The organism is Streptomyces sp. NPDC056628 (genome assembly GCF_042792555.1).
Lineage (GTDB): Bacteria > Actinomycetota > Actinomycetes > Streptomycetales > Streptomycetaceae > Streptomyces.
In genome coordinates, this window is record NZ_JBHTWG010000038.1 from 49996 (window position 1) to 65501 (window position 15506).

16 protein-coding genes and 1 pseudogene are annotated in these 15506 nt (G+C 71.9%); 11 read left to right on the top strand and 6 right to left on the bottom strand.

Annotation, left to right across the window (positions count from 1 at the left end):
* The first annotated feature begins 249 nt into the window (after positions 1-249).
* Positions 250-996, top strand: coding sequence for an SDR family oxidoreductase (locus ACFRAC_RS31045; protein ID WP_382935585.1), 747 nt, complete (start codon positions 250-252; stop codon positions 994-996).
* A gap of 123 nt (positions 997-1119) precedes the next feature.
* Here the strand turns inward: ACFRAC_RS31045 and ACFRAC_RS31050 are convergent, their stop codons facing one another.
* The gene (locus ACFRAC_RS31050; RefSeq protein WP_382935589.1) at positions 1120-1989 is read right to left on the bottom strand and encodes a GyrI-like domain-containing protein; all 870 of its coding nucleotides are present in this window, start codon (positions 1987-1989) and stop codon (positions 1120-1122) included.
* 106 nt (positions 1990-2095) lie between these two features.
* Here ACFRAC_RS31050 and ACFRAC_RS31055 point away from each other — a divergent pair, with 106 nt between their 5' ends.
* From ACFRAC_RS31055 to ACFRAC_RS31065, 3 genes are all read left to right on the top strand, one after another.
* On the top strand, positions 2096-2929 hold the full coding sequence (locus tag ACFRAC_RS31055) for a helix-turn-helix domain-containing protein (protein WP_382935592.1): 834 nt from the start codon (positions 2096-2098) through the stop codon (positions 2927-2929).
* 202 nt (positions 2930-3131) lie between these two features.
* Entirely contained in the window at positions 3132-3395 is a 264-nt protein-coding gene (locus ACFRAC_RS31060; RefSeq protein ID WP_382935595.1) for a hypothetical protein, read from the top strand.
* 139 nt (positions 3396-3534) lie between these two features.
* On the top strand, positions 3535-4227 hold the full coding sequence (locus tag ACFRAC_RS31065; RefSeq protein WP_382935599.1) for an SDR family NAD(P)-dependent oxidoreductase: 693 nt from the start codon (positions 3535-3537) through the stop codon (positions 4225-4227).
* A gap of 17 nt (positions 4228-4244) precedes the next feature.
* On the opposite strand, the gene ACFRAC_RS31070 is transcribed toward ACFRAC_RS31065, so the two are convergent.
* Positions 4245-4982 (bottom strand): SDR family oxidoreductase, encoded by a 738-nt coding sequence (locus ACFRAC_RS31070; RefSeq protein ID WP_382935602.1) that lies wholly within the window; start codon positions 4980-4982, stop codon positions 4245-4247.
* A 139-nt stretch (positions 4983-5121) separates the two neighbouring features.
* Between ACFRAC_RS31070 and ACFRAC_RS31075 the strand changes: the two genes are divergently transcribed.
* Both ACFRAC_RS31075 and ACFRAC_RS31080 read left to right on the top strand, forming a co-directional pair.
* The gene (locus ACFRAC_RS31075; protein ID WP_382935605.1) at positions 5122-5694 is read left to right on the top strand and encodes a TetR/AcrR family transcriptional regulator; all 573 of its coding nucleotides are present in this window, start codon (positions 5122-5124) and stop codon (positions 5692-5694) included.
* Positions 5695-5878: 184 nt separating this feature from the next.
* Positions 5879-9166, top strand: a complete 3288-nt coding sequence (locus ACFRAC_RS31080) for a GH92 family glycosyl hydrolase (protein WP_382935633.1) — start codon at positions 5879-5881, stop codon at positions 9164-9166.
* A gap of 248 nt (positions 9167-9414) precedes the next feature.
* Here the strand turns inward: ACFRAC_RS31080 and ACFRAC_RS31085 are convergent, their stop codons facing one another.
* The gene (locus ACFRAC_RS31085) at positions 9415-10422 is read right to left on the bottom strand and encodes a hypothetical protein (protein WP_382935608.1); all 1008 of its coding nucleotides are present in this window, start codon (positions 10420-10422) and stop codon (positions 9415-9417) included.
* A 16-nt stretch (positions 10423-10438) separates the two neighbouring features.
* Complete coding sequence (locus tag ACFRAC_RS31090; RefSeq protein WP_382935639.1) at positions 10439-10723, bottom strand: hypothetical protein; 285 nt, start codon at positions 10721-10723, stop codon at positions 10439-10441.
* Between ACFRAC_RS31090 and ACFRAC_RS31095 the strand changes: the two genes are divergently transcribed.
* Entirely contained in the window at positions 10691-11008 is a 318-nt protein-coding gene (locus tag ACFRAC_RS31095; protein WP_382935636.1) for a DUF6233 domain-containing protein, read from the top strand. The genes ACFRAC_RS31090 and ACFRAC_RS31095 overlap by 33 nt on opposite strands.
* Positions 11009-11048: 40 nt before the next feature.
* Positions 11049-11660 carry a DUF4291 domain-containing protein gene (locus ACFRAC_RS31100; RefSeq protein WP_382935611.1) on the top strand — a complete coding sequence of 204 codons (612 nt, stop codon included), beginning with the start codon at positions 11049-11051 and terminating at the stop codon, positions 11658-11660.
* A gap of 14 nt (positions 11661-11674) precedes the next feature.
* Here the strand turns inward: ACFRAC_RS31100 and ACFRAC_RS31105 are convergent, their stop codons facing one another.
* Positions 11675-12367 (bottom strand): class I SAM-dependent methyltransferase, encoded by a 693-nt coding sequence (locus ACFRAC_RS31105; RefSeq protein ID WP_382935616.1) that lies wholly within the window; start codon positions 12365-12367, stop codon positions 11675-11677.
* A 74-nt stretch (positions 12368-12441) separates the two neighbouring features.
* Here ACFRAC_RS31105 and ACFRAC_RS31110 point away from each other — a divergent pair.
* Positions 12442-12808, top strand: a pseudogene (locus tag ACFRAC_RS31110) (arsenite S-adenosylmethyltransferase); the annotation flags it as partial.
* Positions 12809-12893: 85 nt separating this feature from the next.
* On the opposite strand, the gene ACFRAC_RS31115 reads toward ACFRAC_RS31110, so the two are convergent.
* Positions 12894-13190: a hypothetical protein gene (locus tag ACFRAC_RS31115; protein ID WP_382935618.1), complete on the bottom strand. Its 297-nt coding sequence runs from the start codon at positions 13188-13190 to the stop codon at positions 12894-12896.
* A 394-nt stretch (positions 13191-13584) separates the two neighbouring features.
* Between ACFRAC_RS31115 and ACFRAC_RS31120 the strand changes: the two genes are divergently transcribed.
* Together ACFRAC_RS31120 and ACFRAC_RS31125 are read left to right on the top strand one after the other, a co-directional pair.
* The gene (locus ACFRAC_RS31120; RefSeq protein WP_382935621.1) at positions 13585-14178 is read left to right on the top strand and encodes a lamin tail domain-containing protein; all 594 of its coding nucleotides are present in this window, start codon (positions 13585-13587) and stop codon (positions 14176-14178) included.
* A 429-nt stretch (positions 14179-14607) separates the two neighbouring features.
* A complete protein-coding gene (locus ACFRAC_RS31125) occupies positions 14608-15339 on the top strand; it encodes an alpha/beta fold hydrolase (protein WP_382935625.1) in 732 nt (243 codons plus the stop codon).
* Positions 15340-15506 lie beyond the last annotated feature (167 nt).

Consider the following 15506-nt stretch of genomic DNA (forward strand, 5'->3'; position numbering starts at 1 on the left):
GGGCCGCCGGCCGAGCCGCCGGGCGATGGACGGTGATCACGGGAGTGATCAACGGCAGGGCTTCTATCCGTTGCCCCTTGCGCGCGCCGATATGCCTGAGCTGGGTCACGCTGGAATCAGCCGCCTCCCTCGGCCGCCTCGCGGGTCTGTCACAGACGGGAGGGCCGTCCGGTCAGTAGGGGTGCAAGCAGTCGTCGCCGGAGCCGTGCCGCACCAGACGGACGGTGCCGCGAACGGAAGGGAAGATCCATGAAGGTCGTAGTGATCGGTGGGACCGGGCTCATCGGCTCCAGGGTGGTCGCCGAGCTCACCGGGCACGGGCACGAGGCGGTGGCCGCCTCGCCCAGCACCGGGGTGGACACGCTGACGGGTGAGGGCCTGGCGGAGGTCATGAAGGGGGCGTCGGTCGTCGTCGACGTCACGAACAGCCCGTCGTTCGCCGACGATGCCGTGCTGGACTTCTTCCGCCGGTCCACGGCCAACCAACTGGAGGCCGAACGCGAGGCCGGGGTGGCCCATCACGTGGCGCTGTCCGTCGTGGGCACCGACCGGCTGCAGGAGGCCGGCTACTTCCGTGCCAAGCAGACGCAGGAGGAGATGATCCGGGATTCCGGGGTGCCGTTCTCGATCGTGCGGGCGACGCAGTTCTTCGAGTTCGCCCAGGGGCTGGCGGACTCGGCCACCCAGGGCGACACGGTGTCCGTCGCCCCCATCAAGATCCAGCCGATGTTCTCCGGGGACGTGGCGGCGGCCGTGGCCCGCACCGCGGTGGGTGCGCCGGTCGGCGGGATCGTCGAGGTCGCCGGGCCGGAAGCCTTCGACCTGGAGGACTTCATCCGACGGGCTCTCGCGGTGCACGGCGACCCGCGCACGGTGGTGACCGACCCGCAGGGCCAGTACTGGGGCGCCACCCTCAAGGACTCCGACCTGCTGCCCGGCCCGGACGCGTCGATCGGCGCGACCTCTCTGACGCAGTGGAGCGAGCGGCAGGCCTAGGTCGTGTCCGAGGTGCCGGGCCGACGGATTCCGCCGGTCCGGGGCCTCAGCCGTTCAGCCGTTCAGCCGTTCAGCCGTTCAGCCGTTCAGCCGTTCAGCCGTTCACACGGTCGTCGCCGGTGGTCAGGCGGGCTCGACGGGCAGCCACAGCTCGCAGGTCGCGGTGCTGAAGTCGGCCGCGCGGTCCAGGACGGCCACGATCGAGGGCCCCGTCCGCAGCCGCCACGGGTTGGACGGGAACCACTCGGTCGCGGTCGACGCCCAGGTGGTCTGCAGCGCCCGCGGATGCGGTCCACTGGTCCGGAAGACCGCCCACAGCCCCGCCGTCACCTCGATGACGTCGAGTCCGTCCGGCACGGGCGTGTCACGGGCGAGCGCGACACCGTGCAGATAGGTCAGCTCGCTGCCCTCCGTGCCGTTCGGGTCGACGTCGTGGCTGACCTGCAGAAGGCCGGCCGGTTCGGTGTCGCTGAGGGCCTTCAGCCGCGCGTGCTCCTCCTGCGGCAGAGCGGCGATGTGCCGCTGGATGTGCGGGTTGACGCCCTGATGGATGAGCGGGACGCGCGCGGCGTGGCCGGCGAGCCGGAACGCGGGGCGGTCGACGAGACGGGTGTCCATGGGGGTGCTCCCTTCGACGGTCAGGCGGAACCTGAGCTGCGGTTGTGTGCGCAGGGGACCTCCGTCACGGCGTACCTCACCGGGTCCGGCACCGTGGACCGCCCGGAACGCGCGTCCGAACGCCTCGCTGGAGCCGTAGCCGTGCCGGACGGCGATGTCCAGCAGGTCGGCGTCGCCCCGGACGACGTCCGCGGCGGCCACGGTCATGCGGCGCCGCCGCACGTACTCCGACAGGGGCATGCCGGCGAGCGACGAGAACATCCGGCGCAGGTGGTACTCGGTCGTACCGAGCTCCCCGGCCAGTCCGCCGACGTCGAGCTCCTCGCCGAGGCGCCGCTCGACCTCGTCGACGAGCCGGTTGAGTGCCGAGATCATGAGGTCTCCCTTCACGGACAAACCTGGCAGCGGGCACTGCGGCCGCGCCCGATCGTTGCGGTCCGATCCGATCATGCGTCCCCGGCGTCTGGCGCAAGATGGGGACATGAACCGACTTGGTGACGCGCTGAGGGCGTGGCGGGACCGGCTCGACCCCGCGGAGGTGGGACTGCCGGACGGGGCGCGACGCCGGGTGCCGGGACTGCGGCGCGCCGAGCTGGCCATGATCGCCGGCATCTCCGTCGAGTACGTCGTCCGGCTCGAACAGGGACGGGTGGCGACCCCTTCCGCACAGGTGTGCTCGGCGCTGGCCCGTGCCCTGCGGCTGTCCGACGACGAGCACGCGCATCTGCTGCGCCTGGCCGGTCACACCGCCGATTCCGGCCGCATCCCGCGGCTCATCCCGGCCGGCGTGTACCGGATCATGGACCAGCTCACCGCCCAACCGGTGGCGGTCTACGACGCCATCTGGCAACTCCTGTACTGGAACCCGCTGTTCGCGGCCACTTTCGGGGAAAGCGCGGTGGGCGACGCCGAGGACAGCAATGTGCTGGTATCGCAGTTCCTGGCGGAGCTGCCGCGGGTACGGCAGTCGCCGTCCGAACGGGAGGCGTTCGAGGCATCCCTGATCGCCGACCTGCGTGCCACGACCAGCCGGTACCCCGACGACCCGGACGTGGAGGCGCTGGTCGCGAGGCTCGGCCGCAGTGCGCGGTTCCGCGAACTGTGGAGTCGCGGGGCGGTCGGCGGACACGAGAGCGCGCACAAGAGGGTGGACCATCCGGAGGTCGGGGACATCGCCCTGCTCTCCAACGTCCTGACCATGGAGGACCACCTCCGTCTCGTGGTGTTCACCCCGCAGCCGGGCACCGACGCCCGGAGCAAGCTCGACCTCCTCGGCGCGGTGGGCCTGCAGAACATGTCCGCCGCTCTGGAGTGAAGGTCCGGGCGCCCCGCACCCCCTGCAGCGCCCGCTCCACGGCCTCCCGTACGCGGGTGGCTTCGCGTGCCTTGCGCCGCGCGCGTGCCCGGCGTAGGAGGATCGGAGTCACGGCGACCGCGAGGAGGAGCAGGCCGAGGGTCGCCCTCACACGGGCCATGGCCATGGGCCCTGACCTCGTCGTCACCGCGGGCAACGACCTGTGGACCCGCTCGCCGCGCCCAGCCCCCGCCATCTCGGCCAGCAGTTCCTGGTCGACGGCGCGGAGTTGGCCGAGCCGACGGAGAACGTGACGGCCGCCGACGCGACCGGCGCGTCCTTCCGCGGCGAAGGGCTCGGCATGTCCTCCCCATACGACGCCCGCTCGTTCACCGGTGCGCGCCGCGCCGCTGCCGTCAGGGCGGGTGTGGCGGCCGTGCTCAGCGACCTGCCCGGGATCGTGCCCCGGCTGGACGACGTGAAGTGAGGACTGCCGTACGGCGGGCGGCGAGGGTGGTACGCGCTGTACCAGGAAGAGCCGTGGCTCCCGCCCTGCGCTCCCGGAAGCGCAGGATCGACTCCGTGACCCCGGCACCACCGTGCCGGCCCGAAGCGGAGGAACCAGCATGCCCACGACGTTCATCACCGGAGCCAACAAGTCCCTCGGTCTGGAGACCGCCCGCCGTCTCGTCGAGGCGGGACACACAGTCCTGATCGGCGCCCGGGACCCGGAGCGCGGCCGGGCCGCCGCCGCGTCGGTCGGCGCACGGTTCATCCAGATCGACGTCACGGACGACGCCTCGGTGGACGCCGCCGTCGCCGACGTCGCCGCGCACGAGGGCGGGATCGACGTCCTGATCAACAACGCCGGGGTCCTCGGCCGGTTGGGGCCCGTCGAGGAGTACACGGCGGCGGACGTGAGGGAAGTGCTGGAGGTCAACGTCGTCGGGATCGTCCGGGTCACCCACGCGTTCCTGCCGCTGCTGCGCACTTCGCCGAACCCCGTCATCGTCAACGTGTCCAGCGGCATGGGCTCCTTCGGCCTCACCCAGGACCCGGACCGGGTCGAGTCGCGGTACGCCCTGCCGCTCTACAGCGCGTCGAAGGCCGCGGTCACCATGCTCACCACGCAGTACGCCAAGGAACTCAAGGACATCCGGGTCAACGCGGCCGACCCCGGCCAGACCGCCACCGACTTCACCGGCGGTGTCGGGCACACGGTGGCCGAGGGCGCCGAGTCCATCGTGGCCCTCGCGACGATCGGCGCGGACGGCCCGACGGGACGGTTCATCGACCGGTCGGGCGAACTCCCCTGGTGAGCCCCCGGTAGGCGTGATCAGGCCTGCGCGGTCGGCCGGACGACGATCTCGCCGACGTCGACGCCCTCGGGCTGCTCGATGGCGTACCCGATGGCCGAGGCGACGGCCGACGGGGGCATGGCGATCTCGTCGCGCTGCTTGACCAGGGCGGCCGCGACCTCGGGGGCGCCCCCCTTGCCGACACCCTCGGTGTGGGTGAAGCCGGGCGAGACGAGGGTGACCCGAAGGTCGGGTCCCGACTCCTGCCGCAGGCCCTCGGTGAGCACCTTCACCGCCGTCTTGGTGGCCGCGTAGACGGCCAGCGGGCTGGTGACGACATGCGCCGCCGTGGAGCCGACGTTGACGAACTGGCCGGCGCGCTGCCGGCGGAAGACGGGCAGGGCCGCCCCGACGCCGTTGAGCAGGCCGGTGATGTGGGTGGCGACCATGGAGTCCCAGTCGTCCTGGCGCAGGTCGTCGAACGGGGAGACGGCCATCGTCCCGGCGTTGGAGACGAGCACGTCGAGACGGCCGTACCGCTCGACAGCCGTGTCCGTGAGGCGGCGGAGGTCCTCGCGGCGCGTGACGTCGACGACGACACCGACGGCGGTGCCGCCCTTCGCCGTGATGCCGTCCACGACGGCGTTCAGCCGGTCCTCGCGCCGTGCTCCGAGCACCAGCCGGGCGCCCCGCTCGGCGAGGTGGGCCGCGGTCGCCTCCCCGATACCGCTGCTGGCTCCGGTGATGGCGACGACTTTGCCCTCGATACCCGACATGATCAGCGTCCTTTCGCGGGTGTGCGCAGGTCACGCCATGTGACCTACAGTGAACCGGGGGCGCCTCCGGTTCATCCAGGCTAAGCGGGGACGCCCCCGTTTAACAAGTGAGGGCTCGCGAAAGGGAGGACGAACGCTGATGAGCGACGGAGCGCGGAGGCCGCTGCGGGCGGACGCCCAGCGCAACAGGGAGAAGATCCTCACCGCCGCCGTGCGCGCGTTCACCACGGAGGGACTGGACGCCCACCTGGAACGCATCGCGAAGGAGGCGGGGGTGGGCAGCGCGACGCTGTACCGCCACTTCCCCACCCGCGAGGCCCTGATCGAGGCCGTCTACCGCAACGAGGTGGCACAACTCTGCGACGCGGCGCCCGCGTTGCTCGCCGAGAAGGCGCCCATGGACGCGCTGCACGCGTGGACGCGCCTCTTCCTCGACTACGTCACCGCCAAGTACGGCATGATCGACGCGCTGCGCTCGATCGCCGCCACCGACGCCAACCCGTACGGCCACAGCCGCGAGTTGATCCAGGCCGCCATCGCCTCCCTCATGGAGGCCTGCACGGCCGCGGGGGCGATCCGCGGCGACATCCGGCCGTCCGACGTGGCCGCCGCCCTCGAAGGCATCGCCTACACCTCGGCGGGCGCGGACCACCGGGAGCAGGCGGAGCGCCTGCTCGACCTCACCCTGGACGGTCTCACGGTCGGCGCCTGACGGACGCGAACACGCGCCCCGATCCCGCTCGTCATCATCTCTGTCAGAACCATTGACAACGATGTCAGAAGCGTGATCTAGTCCCCACCGATCGAGTCGGGTGCCACTGGTCGCCGGTCAAGCGCGCGCAACGAGAGGTGACTTCGACGTGACGGACGTGGCCGAGGAACAGGAGACCGCTCCCATGCACAGACCTCTGCACCATCGACTACGTGAGCGCGCGTCGACGGTGCTCGCCGCGCTGCTCGTCACCGGCGCCGCCCTGAGCCCGGCGCCGGCCGTCGCCCAGGACGGAGCGGACACCGGCCGGCTGACCTCGCTCGTCAACCCGTTCATCGGCACCCAGAACTTCGGCAACACCTTCCCCGGCGCGAGCGCCCCCTTCGGCATGGTCCAGGTCAGCCCGGACACCGGCGGCCAGGGCGGCTACGACTACCAGCAGGACAAGATCTACGGCTTCAGCCAGACCCATCTCTCCGGTGTCGGCTGCTCCGTCATGGGCGAGCTGCCCCTGATGCCGACGACCGGAGCCGTCGACCGCGTGGACGCCGACGCCTATCGCTCGACGTACGCGCACGACGACGAGGACGCCGAACCGGGCTACTACCGCGTCGGGTTGAAGACGTACGGCATCGACGCCGAGCTGACCGCCACGGCCCGCACGGGCTGGCAGCGGTACACCTTCCCATCGACCGGCCGCGCCAACGTCCTGTTCAACACGGGCAAGGCCAACCAGCGGGTGTACGGCTCGGAGGTCCACGTCGTCGGCGACCGCACCGTCGAAGGGCGTGTCGAGGCGGGCAACTTCTGCGCGGGCAAGGACCGGCACACCGTCTACTTCACCGCGACCTTCGACCGGCCGTTCGCCTCGCACGGCACCTGGCGCGGCAGCACCCCGGCCCCCGGTGAGCGCGACGCCGCCGGGGAGGGCGGCAACGGCGCCTGGGTGACCTTCGACGCCGGCGCCGACCGGGACGTCGTCGTCAAGGTCGGGCTGTCGTACACCGGCATCGAGGGGGCCCGCAAGAACCTCAAGGCCGAGACGGGCGACTCCTACGACTTCGACGCCACCCGGGCGGCGCTGCAGGCCACCTGGGAGCGGCAGTTGGAGACGGTCCGGGTCACCGGCGGCCCGGCAGAGCGTCAACGAGCCTTCTACAGCGCGCTCTACCACGCCCAACTGCACCCGAACCTCGCCGGGGACGTCGACGGCCGGTACGCCAGCTTCGACGGCAAGACGCATACCGCGTCGGACTTCACGCCGTACCAGAACCTGTCGCTGTGGGACACGCACCGGCCGCAGAACCAGTTGCTGCAGATGCTGCAGCCGAAGGTCGCGCGGGACGTGGCCCTGTCGGTCGTCGCGATCGGGCGGGACGGCGGCTGGCTGCCCCGCTGGTCGCTCGCCAACAGCGAGACCAACATCATGACCGGCGACCCGGTCACCCCGTTCCTGGTCGAGGCGTGGTCCAAGGGCCTGCTGAAGGGCTACGAGAAGGAGGCGTACGCGCTCCTGCGGAAGAACGCGACGAGCACGCCGCCCGACGACTCCCCCTACAACGGCCGTGCGGGCGTGGCCGCCTACCAGGAGCGCGGCTACGTCCCGAGCGGGCTGGAGCTCGGGAAGGACTGCGCCGACAAGGGCGGTGACAACGACTGCGTCCATCCCGCGTCGGCGACCCTGGAGTACGCGGCCGCGGACGCCTCGCTGGCCCTGATGGCCAAGGCCCTCGGACACACCGCGGACGCCCGGATGTTCGCGGCCCGCGGCCAGTGGTACCGCAACCTGTGGGACTCCTCCACCGGGCAGTTCCGGCCGCGCACCAAGGACGGCACCTGGCTGACGCCCTACGACCCGGTCGAGGCGGGCCACCAGTTCCACGAGGGCGGCGCCTACCAGTATCAGTGGCTGGTGCCCCAGGACCCGGCCGGGCTGGTGTCCCTGATGGGCGGCAGGAAGGCCGCCGAGAAGCGGCTCGACGCCTTCTTCGCCTACGACAAGCTGCTCGCGGACCCGGCGAGGACCGCCCGCGAGGACTGGATCTCGGCGCCGTACGACTACTACGGCAAGCCGACCTACAACCCGAACAACGAGCCCGACCTGCACTCCCCGTACATGTACCTGTGGGCGGGCGCGCCCGCGAAGACGGCCACCGTCGTCCGTGCCGCGATGACGCTCTTCACCGACGGGCCCGACGGCATGACCGGCAACGACGACCTGGGCACGATGTCCGCCTGGTACGTCTTCTCCTCGCTGGGCCTGTACCCGACGACGAACGGCGGCGACTTCCTCGCGGTGTCCAGCCCGCAGTTCCCGTCGGCGGTCATCCGCATCGGCGCGTACGGCGGGAGCCAGGGCGGCACGCTGACCGTCGAGGCGCCGGGCGCGAGCGACAGCCGGCGCTACGTCGAGCGGGCGACCTTCGATGGGAAGAACCTGCGGGCCACCTGGCTGGACTGGGACGCGGTCGCCCAGGGCGGCGACCTGTCCTTCACCATGACCGGCAAGCCGTCGGCGTGGGGCACGGCCAAGGCGTCCGAGCCGCCGTCCGTGAACCGTGCGGCGGCCGACTCCCGCCGGCACCTCGACGCCTCACTGCGCACCAGCGCCGACGTGGTGCCGACGGCGGAGCGCGCGCAGAGCGTCCGTCTCCCGCTGGACGTGCTGGGCCAGTCCCCCGGCACCCTGCGCGTGACCGTCGACGCGAAGGCCCCGAAGGGCTGGACCGTCAAGACGTCCCCGTCCTTCCCGCTCGCCTCGCACCGGCTTCCGGTGCAACGCACGGCGACGGTGGACGTGGGCGTGCCCGCCGGCACCGCGCCGGGCACGTACTCCGTGCGGATCACAGCGGCCGCGAAGGGTGTGAAAGCCGTGGAGCGCACGGCGACCGTCGAGGTCCGCGCGGCGGCGAACTGCGCGTCGGGCGCCGGCGACGTGTGCGCCGTCGATCTCGGCAAGGAGGCGAACCACGACGGCACCGCGACCGTCGCCGCCCCCGACGAGGGCGACTTCGACGGAGCGGGCTGGAGCTACGACGCCGGCCTGCTGCCGAAGGCCGGCCCGGTCGTCTGGGACGGGGTCACCTATGACGCTCCCGACCCGTCGGGGACGGCCGCGAACTTCGTGGAGACCCGCGGCCAGGCCATGCTGCTCCCGGCCGGTTCGTACGGCACCCTGCGCCTGGTCGCCGCGTCCCACCACGGCCCGGTGTCCACGGCCCTCACCGTCCGCTACACCGACGGAAGCACCGCCGAGGTGCCGGTGACCGTCGGCGACTGGGCGGGATCGACCCCGCAGGGCAGCACCGTCGTCCTGGAGATGCCCCACCGCATCAAGCACGGCCAGGGCGTCGACGGCCCGCCGGTCCGCCTCTTCGGGACGTCCGCGAAGCTGGACGGCGCCAAGACGGTGCGTTCCGTGGGCCTGCCGAACGATCCGCGCGTGCAGATCTACGCGCTGACGCTCGGATAGAGCCCGATCCCCACGCCCACCCCGGCGCCGCCGTGACGGCCGCCGGGGTGGGCGTACGGCTGTCCTGGGGTCCCGGACACGGACCTTCCGGGCACCTGCTCGGCCCCGGCGGGTGCATGGCCACCATCGCGTTCGACCTGAGGCGGCCCGTCAGGCCACTCGGCTACGTCGCGGCCGGCGCGGTCCACGGACGAGTCCGCGTGCGCTTCTTCAGCGTCAACGGGCTCGCCGGAACGCGCCTCACCGCGTCAGGAAGCGCGCCGGAAGACCGCGGCCGGTCCGATGACGCCGGGGCCGAACTTGTCCCGGACGCGGTCGACGGCGTCCTCCGCGACCAGCCGCGCCTCGCGGGCGTCGTCCAGGCTGATCTGCTGGGCGACCTGGTCGGCGCCGACGAGATCCGTGCCCTTGAGGGTCAGTGCGGTGAGGCGGCCGCGTTGGAGACCGGCGGCGTCCATCAGCTGGTAGGCCACCGTCCGCAGGTCCTCGTCGTGCGCGGAGACCTCCGGGAGGCGGCGGGTCCTCTCCCAGCCGCCGCCTCCGGCGAATGTCAGTTTCAGGGTGAGCGCGCGGGTGGCCTGGCCCCTGCGGCGCAGGAGCAGGCCGAGCCGGACGACCAGGTCGAGGAGAGCGGCGCGGACGGCGGCGCCGTCCAGGGCGTGCCGGTCGAACGTGTGCCGGACGGACGCCGTCGGGGGCAGCCCGCGCGGGACGACGGGTCGCGGGTCGATGCCGTGCGCCCGGTCGACCGCCGTACGGCCCGCGCGGCCCCCGAGCAGTCGCTGCACGGTGGCGGGCGGGACGGCGGCGAGCAGACCCACACTGTGGATGCCGTACGCGCGCAGCGCCTCCGCCTGCCGGGGGCCGATGCCGTGCAACGCGTCGACCGGCAGCGAGCCGAGCCAGGCGGTGACCTCGTCGGGGTGGACGGCCAGGACTCCGCCCGGCGCGGGGACCTGTGCGGAGGCGGTGGCCGCGACCGTGATCGACGGTCCGATGCCGATGCGGACGTCGACGCCCAGCCGGGAGAGGGTGCGTACCCGCAGGACCTCGCCCAGACGGCGCGTGTCGGTGCCGTGGTAGCGCAGGGCGCCCCGCAGTTCCACCAGGGCCGCGGAGGGTGGCAGGGCCTGCACGACCGGGGACAGCTCCGACAGTTCCTCCAGCACCCGCCGGTAGGTCTCCTCCCCCAGCCGGTCCGGGCACCGCACGTGCATCACCGTCGAGATCTTGCGCGCCGGTCCGTCCGTCGTCATGTCCCACCTCCCGCACTCACCCCTCCACGGTATCGAACAAAGAATCGAACACGCGAGGGCGCACACCGTGGATCTTGAGCATAGAATCAAAAATGTGTTCGATGACCTGCCGCCCGACCTGGACCGACTGCGCACCCTTCGCGTCTGGCACGCCCTGTGGGTCCAGCGCATCGACGCCAAGATCGCGGCCCTGCAGCGGCGGGAGGCCGAGGAGGAGAACGGCCGACGGCGCCGCCCCCGGCCCCCGGAGTGGATCGTCGAACTCGGCATCGGTGCCGACCGGTCCCCCGTCCAGGTCCACGCGGGCGACTGTCACATGGCGGGACAACGGCGCCGGGCCGTGAGCCGGGACGAGGCGCGCCGGCTGCTCGCGACAGGACTGGAGGGCTGCGGCCACTGCCGTCCTGCCGCGCGGCTCCGCATCATCGAGTTAGAGCCACCCCCGCCGACGTCAACCGTGCCCGTGACGCACCTCATGGTCTGTCCGGCGTCGTCGAAGAGGCCACGGGGGTCTCTGCCGAGGCTTCGCCGCCACCGCGGGAAGTCACGGCGGCGCTGCCGGCCCGACGGCCTTCCAGCGCGGTAATTCGTTGGCGTTCGCGGGGACGAGTGATCACCCTGGTCCGATGACAGAACCCAGACATCGGATCCGCGCCCTGCACACGGATCGAACGATCACCGTCTACCAGGCCTACTCCCGCGAGATCGGTCTGCCGGCCGCCCGGGACGGGCGTTTCTCCGGTCGGTGGCAGCGGGACCGGATGACGTGGATCAAGCCGTCGTTCCTCTGGATGATGTACCGCTGCGGATGGGGCACCAAGGAAGGCCAGGAGACCGTTCTCGCCGTCGAGATCACTCGGGAGGGATTCGAGTGGGCGCTGCGGCACGCCTGCCTGTCCCACTACGAGCGTGGCCTTCACACCGACCGCGCCGCGTGGAAGCGCCAGTTGAGGCAGGCTCCCGCCCGGGTGCAGTGGGATCCCGAGCGCGACCTGCGCCTCCAGCCGCTGCCGCACCGTTCCCTGCAGCTCGGTCTCGCCGGCGAGGCCGCACATCGCTACGCCGACGAATGGATCGTCTCCATAGCCGACGTCACGCCGCTGGCCCACCTCGTCCACGGGCATGTGCGAGACGGGGACCTCGACACCGCACGGGAGCTCCTTCCTGATGAACGCCCCTACCCCGTGAGCGACGGGGCGCTGGCCCACCTCCACCGGCAGGGACCCGCACAGCCGTAGCCCGGCTCCCCCGGCTAGGCCGCCAGACGTGACCGCACCCAGGTGCCGTCCTCCGTCAGGTACGTCTCCACCGTCAGGCCCGCCTCCGCGAGAGCGCCCTCGAACTGTTTCTTCGTCAGCGGCCGGGAGAGAAACGTCTGGGTCCAGGTGGCGTCCGGGAACTCGTACTCCACGAACACCGAGTTCGCCCCGTCGCCCGTCGGCTCCGCCGACACCACCCGTACCGTGAAGCCACTGGGGTCGACCCGCTCGCGCGGCAGGTTCGCGTGCCAGCCCTCGCCCTCTCGCTGAATCAGCACGCAGCCGCCCGGTGCGAGGTGCCGGACACAGGCGCGCAGCAGCCCTCGCCGTACCTCGGCATCCCCCGCGTGCACGAGGAACGATCCGAGCATCACCACGTCGAACGAATCACCCAGGTCGAGGTCCTCGATCGGGCTGCATATCGTGCGTGCCCCGCGGACGCGGTCCAGCATCTCCTGGGACTCGTCGACGGCCGTCACCGCGAAGCCCCGGTCCAGGAGGGAGTGGGTCACGCGCCCCACACCACACCCCAGCTCCAGGATGCGCGCGCCCGGTGGCACGGCCGCGGCGACGATGTCCGGTTCCGACCCGACCGGCAGGCGCGCGTACAACTCGACCGCGCAGCCGTCCGGCGTGATCGCACCAGGTCCGGTGCCCTGATATCCCGCCCGCTTCTTCGTCTCCATGCCCGTGCAACGGGTCGGGCCGGACACCCGTTCCCCCACCCCGCCGGTTCCGCCGTTCGAGGTACGGGCCGTCAGCCCTGGCCGTGGCGAACGCCGGGAAGGCGGCCGCCACGAACGTCGAGTTCCTCAAGGGCACAGTCGAGGCGATCCCGCCGCCGGCGAACACCATCGACGTGGTGATCTCCAACTGCGTGATCAACCTCTGTTTCACCGGCGTCGAGATGGTCCCGGCACACGCGTCGCCGACGGCATGCACTCCGCTGTCGTCCGCGCCACGAAGCCCGCGGCCACGGCCGGTTGGGACACCCGGGCGGCACACGCGGCGGACAGCTCCTGCTGTGGCGTCGGCGCGCCTGTTGCGCCCCGGCCGAGGATGCGGACGACCCGGCCGTCGGCGTCGCCGAGGCGAAGAGCGCCGCCGGATGCTGCTGCGCGAGCTGAACCGATGCCGCAGGTGGGGCCCTCGACTGCTTCAAGGGCCCCTTCGCGCCAAGTCACCGAGTCCGTCGGCCCGCGGGTCACCCCCTCACGGTGTGTCCCCCGAGTGGTAGAGGCGGCAGGCCACGCCCGGGCCCGGCCCGCGGGTCTCCCCCGGACGTACGTCATAGAGAGCCCGGCCGCCCGGGAACCGGCCCAGCTCCGTCGGCAGCGCCACACCCCCGTCGATCTCGTCGGCACGCCACCCGGTGATGTCCAGCAGCAAACCGTCCAACGGCCCGCCTATCAGCGCCGCGTAGGTGCGGTGGGGCAGGGCGCACGGGTGGGGGTCGTCGTGGTCGTGGCCGTAGACCCGGCCCCGCAGCAGTTGCTCATCGCCGTTCATGGCACCAGCGTCGCAGCCGCCACCGACAACGGCCGGTCACGCGGGACCACCGGCCCATCCCCCGGCGCCGGACGATTTGTTACTCACTTTCGGGTGAAGATCACTCAGCCCGGCGACGTCCCAGTTCCTCCCGAAACATCCCCTCCCAGGTCACAGGGGCATTTCACCCTTCACACCGCACCTGCGTCACACAAGCGCCTATAGGTGACTATTGCAGTCGAGAGTCATAGAAATATCCACAAACGGTAACAACGGGCACTGCTTTCGCGTTCCTTCTCTCACGGCGTGGACAAATGGCGTCCGCGGCCAACCGGTCGCCATCGCACACCGCACCGCTCCCCGGGCAGCCACCCAGGCGTCCCGGGGGACGGTGTCCGCACCACAAGGAGACCCTTTGTCCACCTCCACCCGCACCCCCGCCTACGTCACCGTGCGCCGCGTCGCCGCGGCCTCGCTCGCCACCGGCGCGCTCGTCTCGGCGATCACGCTGCCGGCCTCCGCCGCCGACCACTCCCGCCACCAGCGGGGGCAGGTGGAGATCACGGCGGTCCAGTACGACTCACCCGGCCGTGACAACTACTCCAACCGTTCCCTGAACCGCGAGTGGGTGGAGATCACCAACACCACCCGCCGCACCGTCAACCTCGACGGCTGGACCCTGCGGAACCGGGACGGTGAGACCTACACCTTCGACTACTTCCGCCTCGAGGGCCGCTCCACCGTCCGGATCCACACGGGCATCGGCCGTGACACCCGCACCGACCTCTTCCAGGACCTCCGCCACTACGTCTGGGACAACCGTTCCGACACCGCCACCCTCCGCAACGACTACGGGCGCCGCGTCGACACCGAGTCGTGGGGCTACTACCGTCACGAAGGCGAGCACCGTCACGGAGGCGAGCACCGTTACGAAGACAAGCACCGTCACGGAGGCGAGGACCACCACGGAGGCGAGCACCACCACGGCCGGTACCACCACTACCGCTGATCATCGGCGCGGTCCGTGAGCTGAAGTCCCCCGTCCACGCTGCGACCCGACTCACCTGAGTGCACCCGGCCTCCCACGGCCGGGTGCACTCGCGTGTGTCAGGGCGGTCCGGCCGACCCCCGAGGGAGCACCGCACGGCCCGCCGTCGCCGTCACCTGTGGAGCCGACCGGCTTCGGCGACCCGGCGGGCGGGGCTGCGACCGCCAGGTGGCGAACAGCCCCGACGCCACACCGCTGACGGCGGTCGGTGTGTTCGGTGCGGACGGGCCGGCCCACACGTACACCGCGGCCGACAGGGACAGGAGAATGAGCAGCGCCGCCAGTTCCAGCCGGCTCGCGGGGAGTCCGGGAATCTCCCGCGCAGCTCGCCGACGGTCCTACCATGAGCCCGAGTTGCGCCAGAGGGATACGTGGAGGGGGTGGGATCTGGTGACGGCGAAGGACGCGGTGCCCATCGTCTTCGTCCACGGCACACGCTTCAGCGCGGGACAGTGGAGCGCACAACTCGCCGCTCTTCGCGGCGAGTTCCCGGTGGCTGCCGTCGATCTGCCCGGTCACGGGACGCGTTCGGACCAGCCGTGGAGCCTGAGCAGCGCGACGGAGGTCATCGCCTCTGCCATCGACTCGCTCGACGGCGGACCGGCTCTGGTCGTCGGGCACTCGCTGGGCGGATACGCCGCGCTGGAGTTCGCCCGCTGCCGTCCGGAGCTGCTGCGGGGGCTGGTCCTCGCGGGCGCCAGCGCCCCCACGCGAGGGCCGTGGACGGCGCCGTACCGGTGGGTCACCCGGCTGGTTCCCCGGATACCGGAGGATCGGCTGACCCGGTGGAACGACCGGTTGCTGCGGCGGCTCTACCCGCCGGAGGTCGTGGCGGAGACCATCCGGTCCGGCTACGCCTTCCACACGCTGCCCGTGGCCTGGGCTGAGGTGCTGGGGCGTTTCGACGCGGACGCGATGCGTCACGTGAAGGCTCCCGTGCTGATCCTGAACGGCGAGAAGGACCCGCTGTTCCGGGCCGGCGAGGCCGACTTCGCCCGCGCGCATCCGCAGGCCCGGGTCGAGCTGATCCCCCGGGCGCGGCATCTCGCGAACTTCGACGACCCGGACGCCTTCACGGGCGCCGTCCGCCGCTTCGCCCGTGAGCTCACGGTCGGCGGTTGACCCGCGTCCCCGGGCGGACCGTCCCGTCGGGGGCCCCCCCCCCGCCGCCCGGGGGGCCCCCCCGCCGGGGGGGAAAAAAGGGGGTGGGGGGGCCCCCCCCGCCCGGGGGGGCCGCCGCCGTACTCCGTGTAGTAGGCGGGCTGCCCCATCCACTCCGCCAGCGCCTC

Coding starts and splice junctions, on each gene's coding strand:
- ACFRAC_RS31045 (WP_382935585.1), top strand. CDS start 250: ATGAAGGTCGTAGTGATCGGTGGGACCGGGCTCATCGGCTCCAGGGTG.
- ACFRAC_RS31050 (WP_382935589.1), bottom strand. CDS start 1,989: ATGATCTCGGCACTCAACCGGCTCGTCGACGAGGTCGAGCGGCGCCTC.
- ACFRAC_RS31055 (WP_382935592.1), top strand. CDS start 2,096: ATGAACCGACTTGGTGACGCGCTGAGGGCGTGGCGGGACCGGCTCGAC.
- ACFRAC_RS31065 (WP_382935599.1), top strand. CDS start 3,535: ATGCCCACGACGTTCATCACCGGAGCCAACAAGTCCCTCGGTCTGGAG.
- ACFRAC_RS31070 (WP_382935602.1), bottom strand. CDS start 4,982: ATGTCGGGTATCGAGGGCAAAGTCGTCGCCATCACCGGAGCCAGCAGC.
- ACFRAC_RS31075 (WP_382935605.1), top strand. CDS start 5,122: ATGAGCGACGGAGCGCGGAGGCCGCTGCGGGCGGACGCCCAGCGCAAC.
- ACFRAC_RS31080 (WP_382935633.1), top strand. CDS start 5,879: ATGCACAGACCTCTGCACCATCGACTACGTGAGCGCGCGTCGACGGTG.
- ACFRAC_RS31085 (WP_382935608.1), bottom strand. CDS start 10,422: ATGACGACGGACGGACCGGCGCGCAAGATCTCGACGGTGATGCACGTG.
- ACFRAC_RS31100 (WP_382935611.1), top strand. CDS start 11,049: ATGACAGAACCCAGACATCGGATCCGCGCCCTGCACACGGATCGAACG.
- ACFRAC_RS31105 (WP_382935616.1), bottom strand. CDS start 12,367: ATGGAGACGAAGAAGCGGGCGGGATATCAGGGCACCGGACCTGGTGCG.
- ACFRAC_RS31115 (WP_382935618.1), bottom strand. CDS start 13,190: ATGAACGGCGATGAGCAACTGCTGCGGGGCCGGGTCTACGGCCACGAC.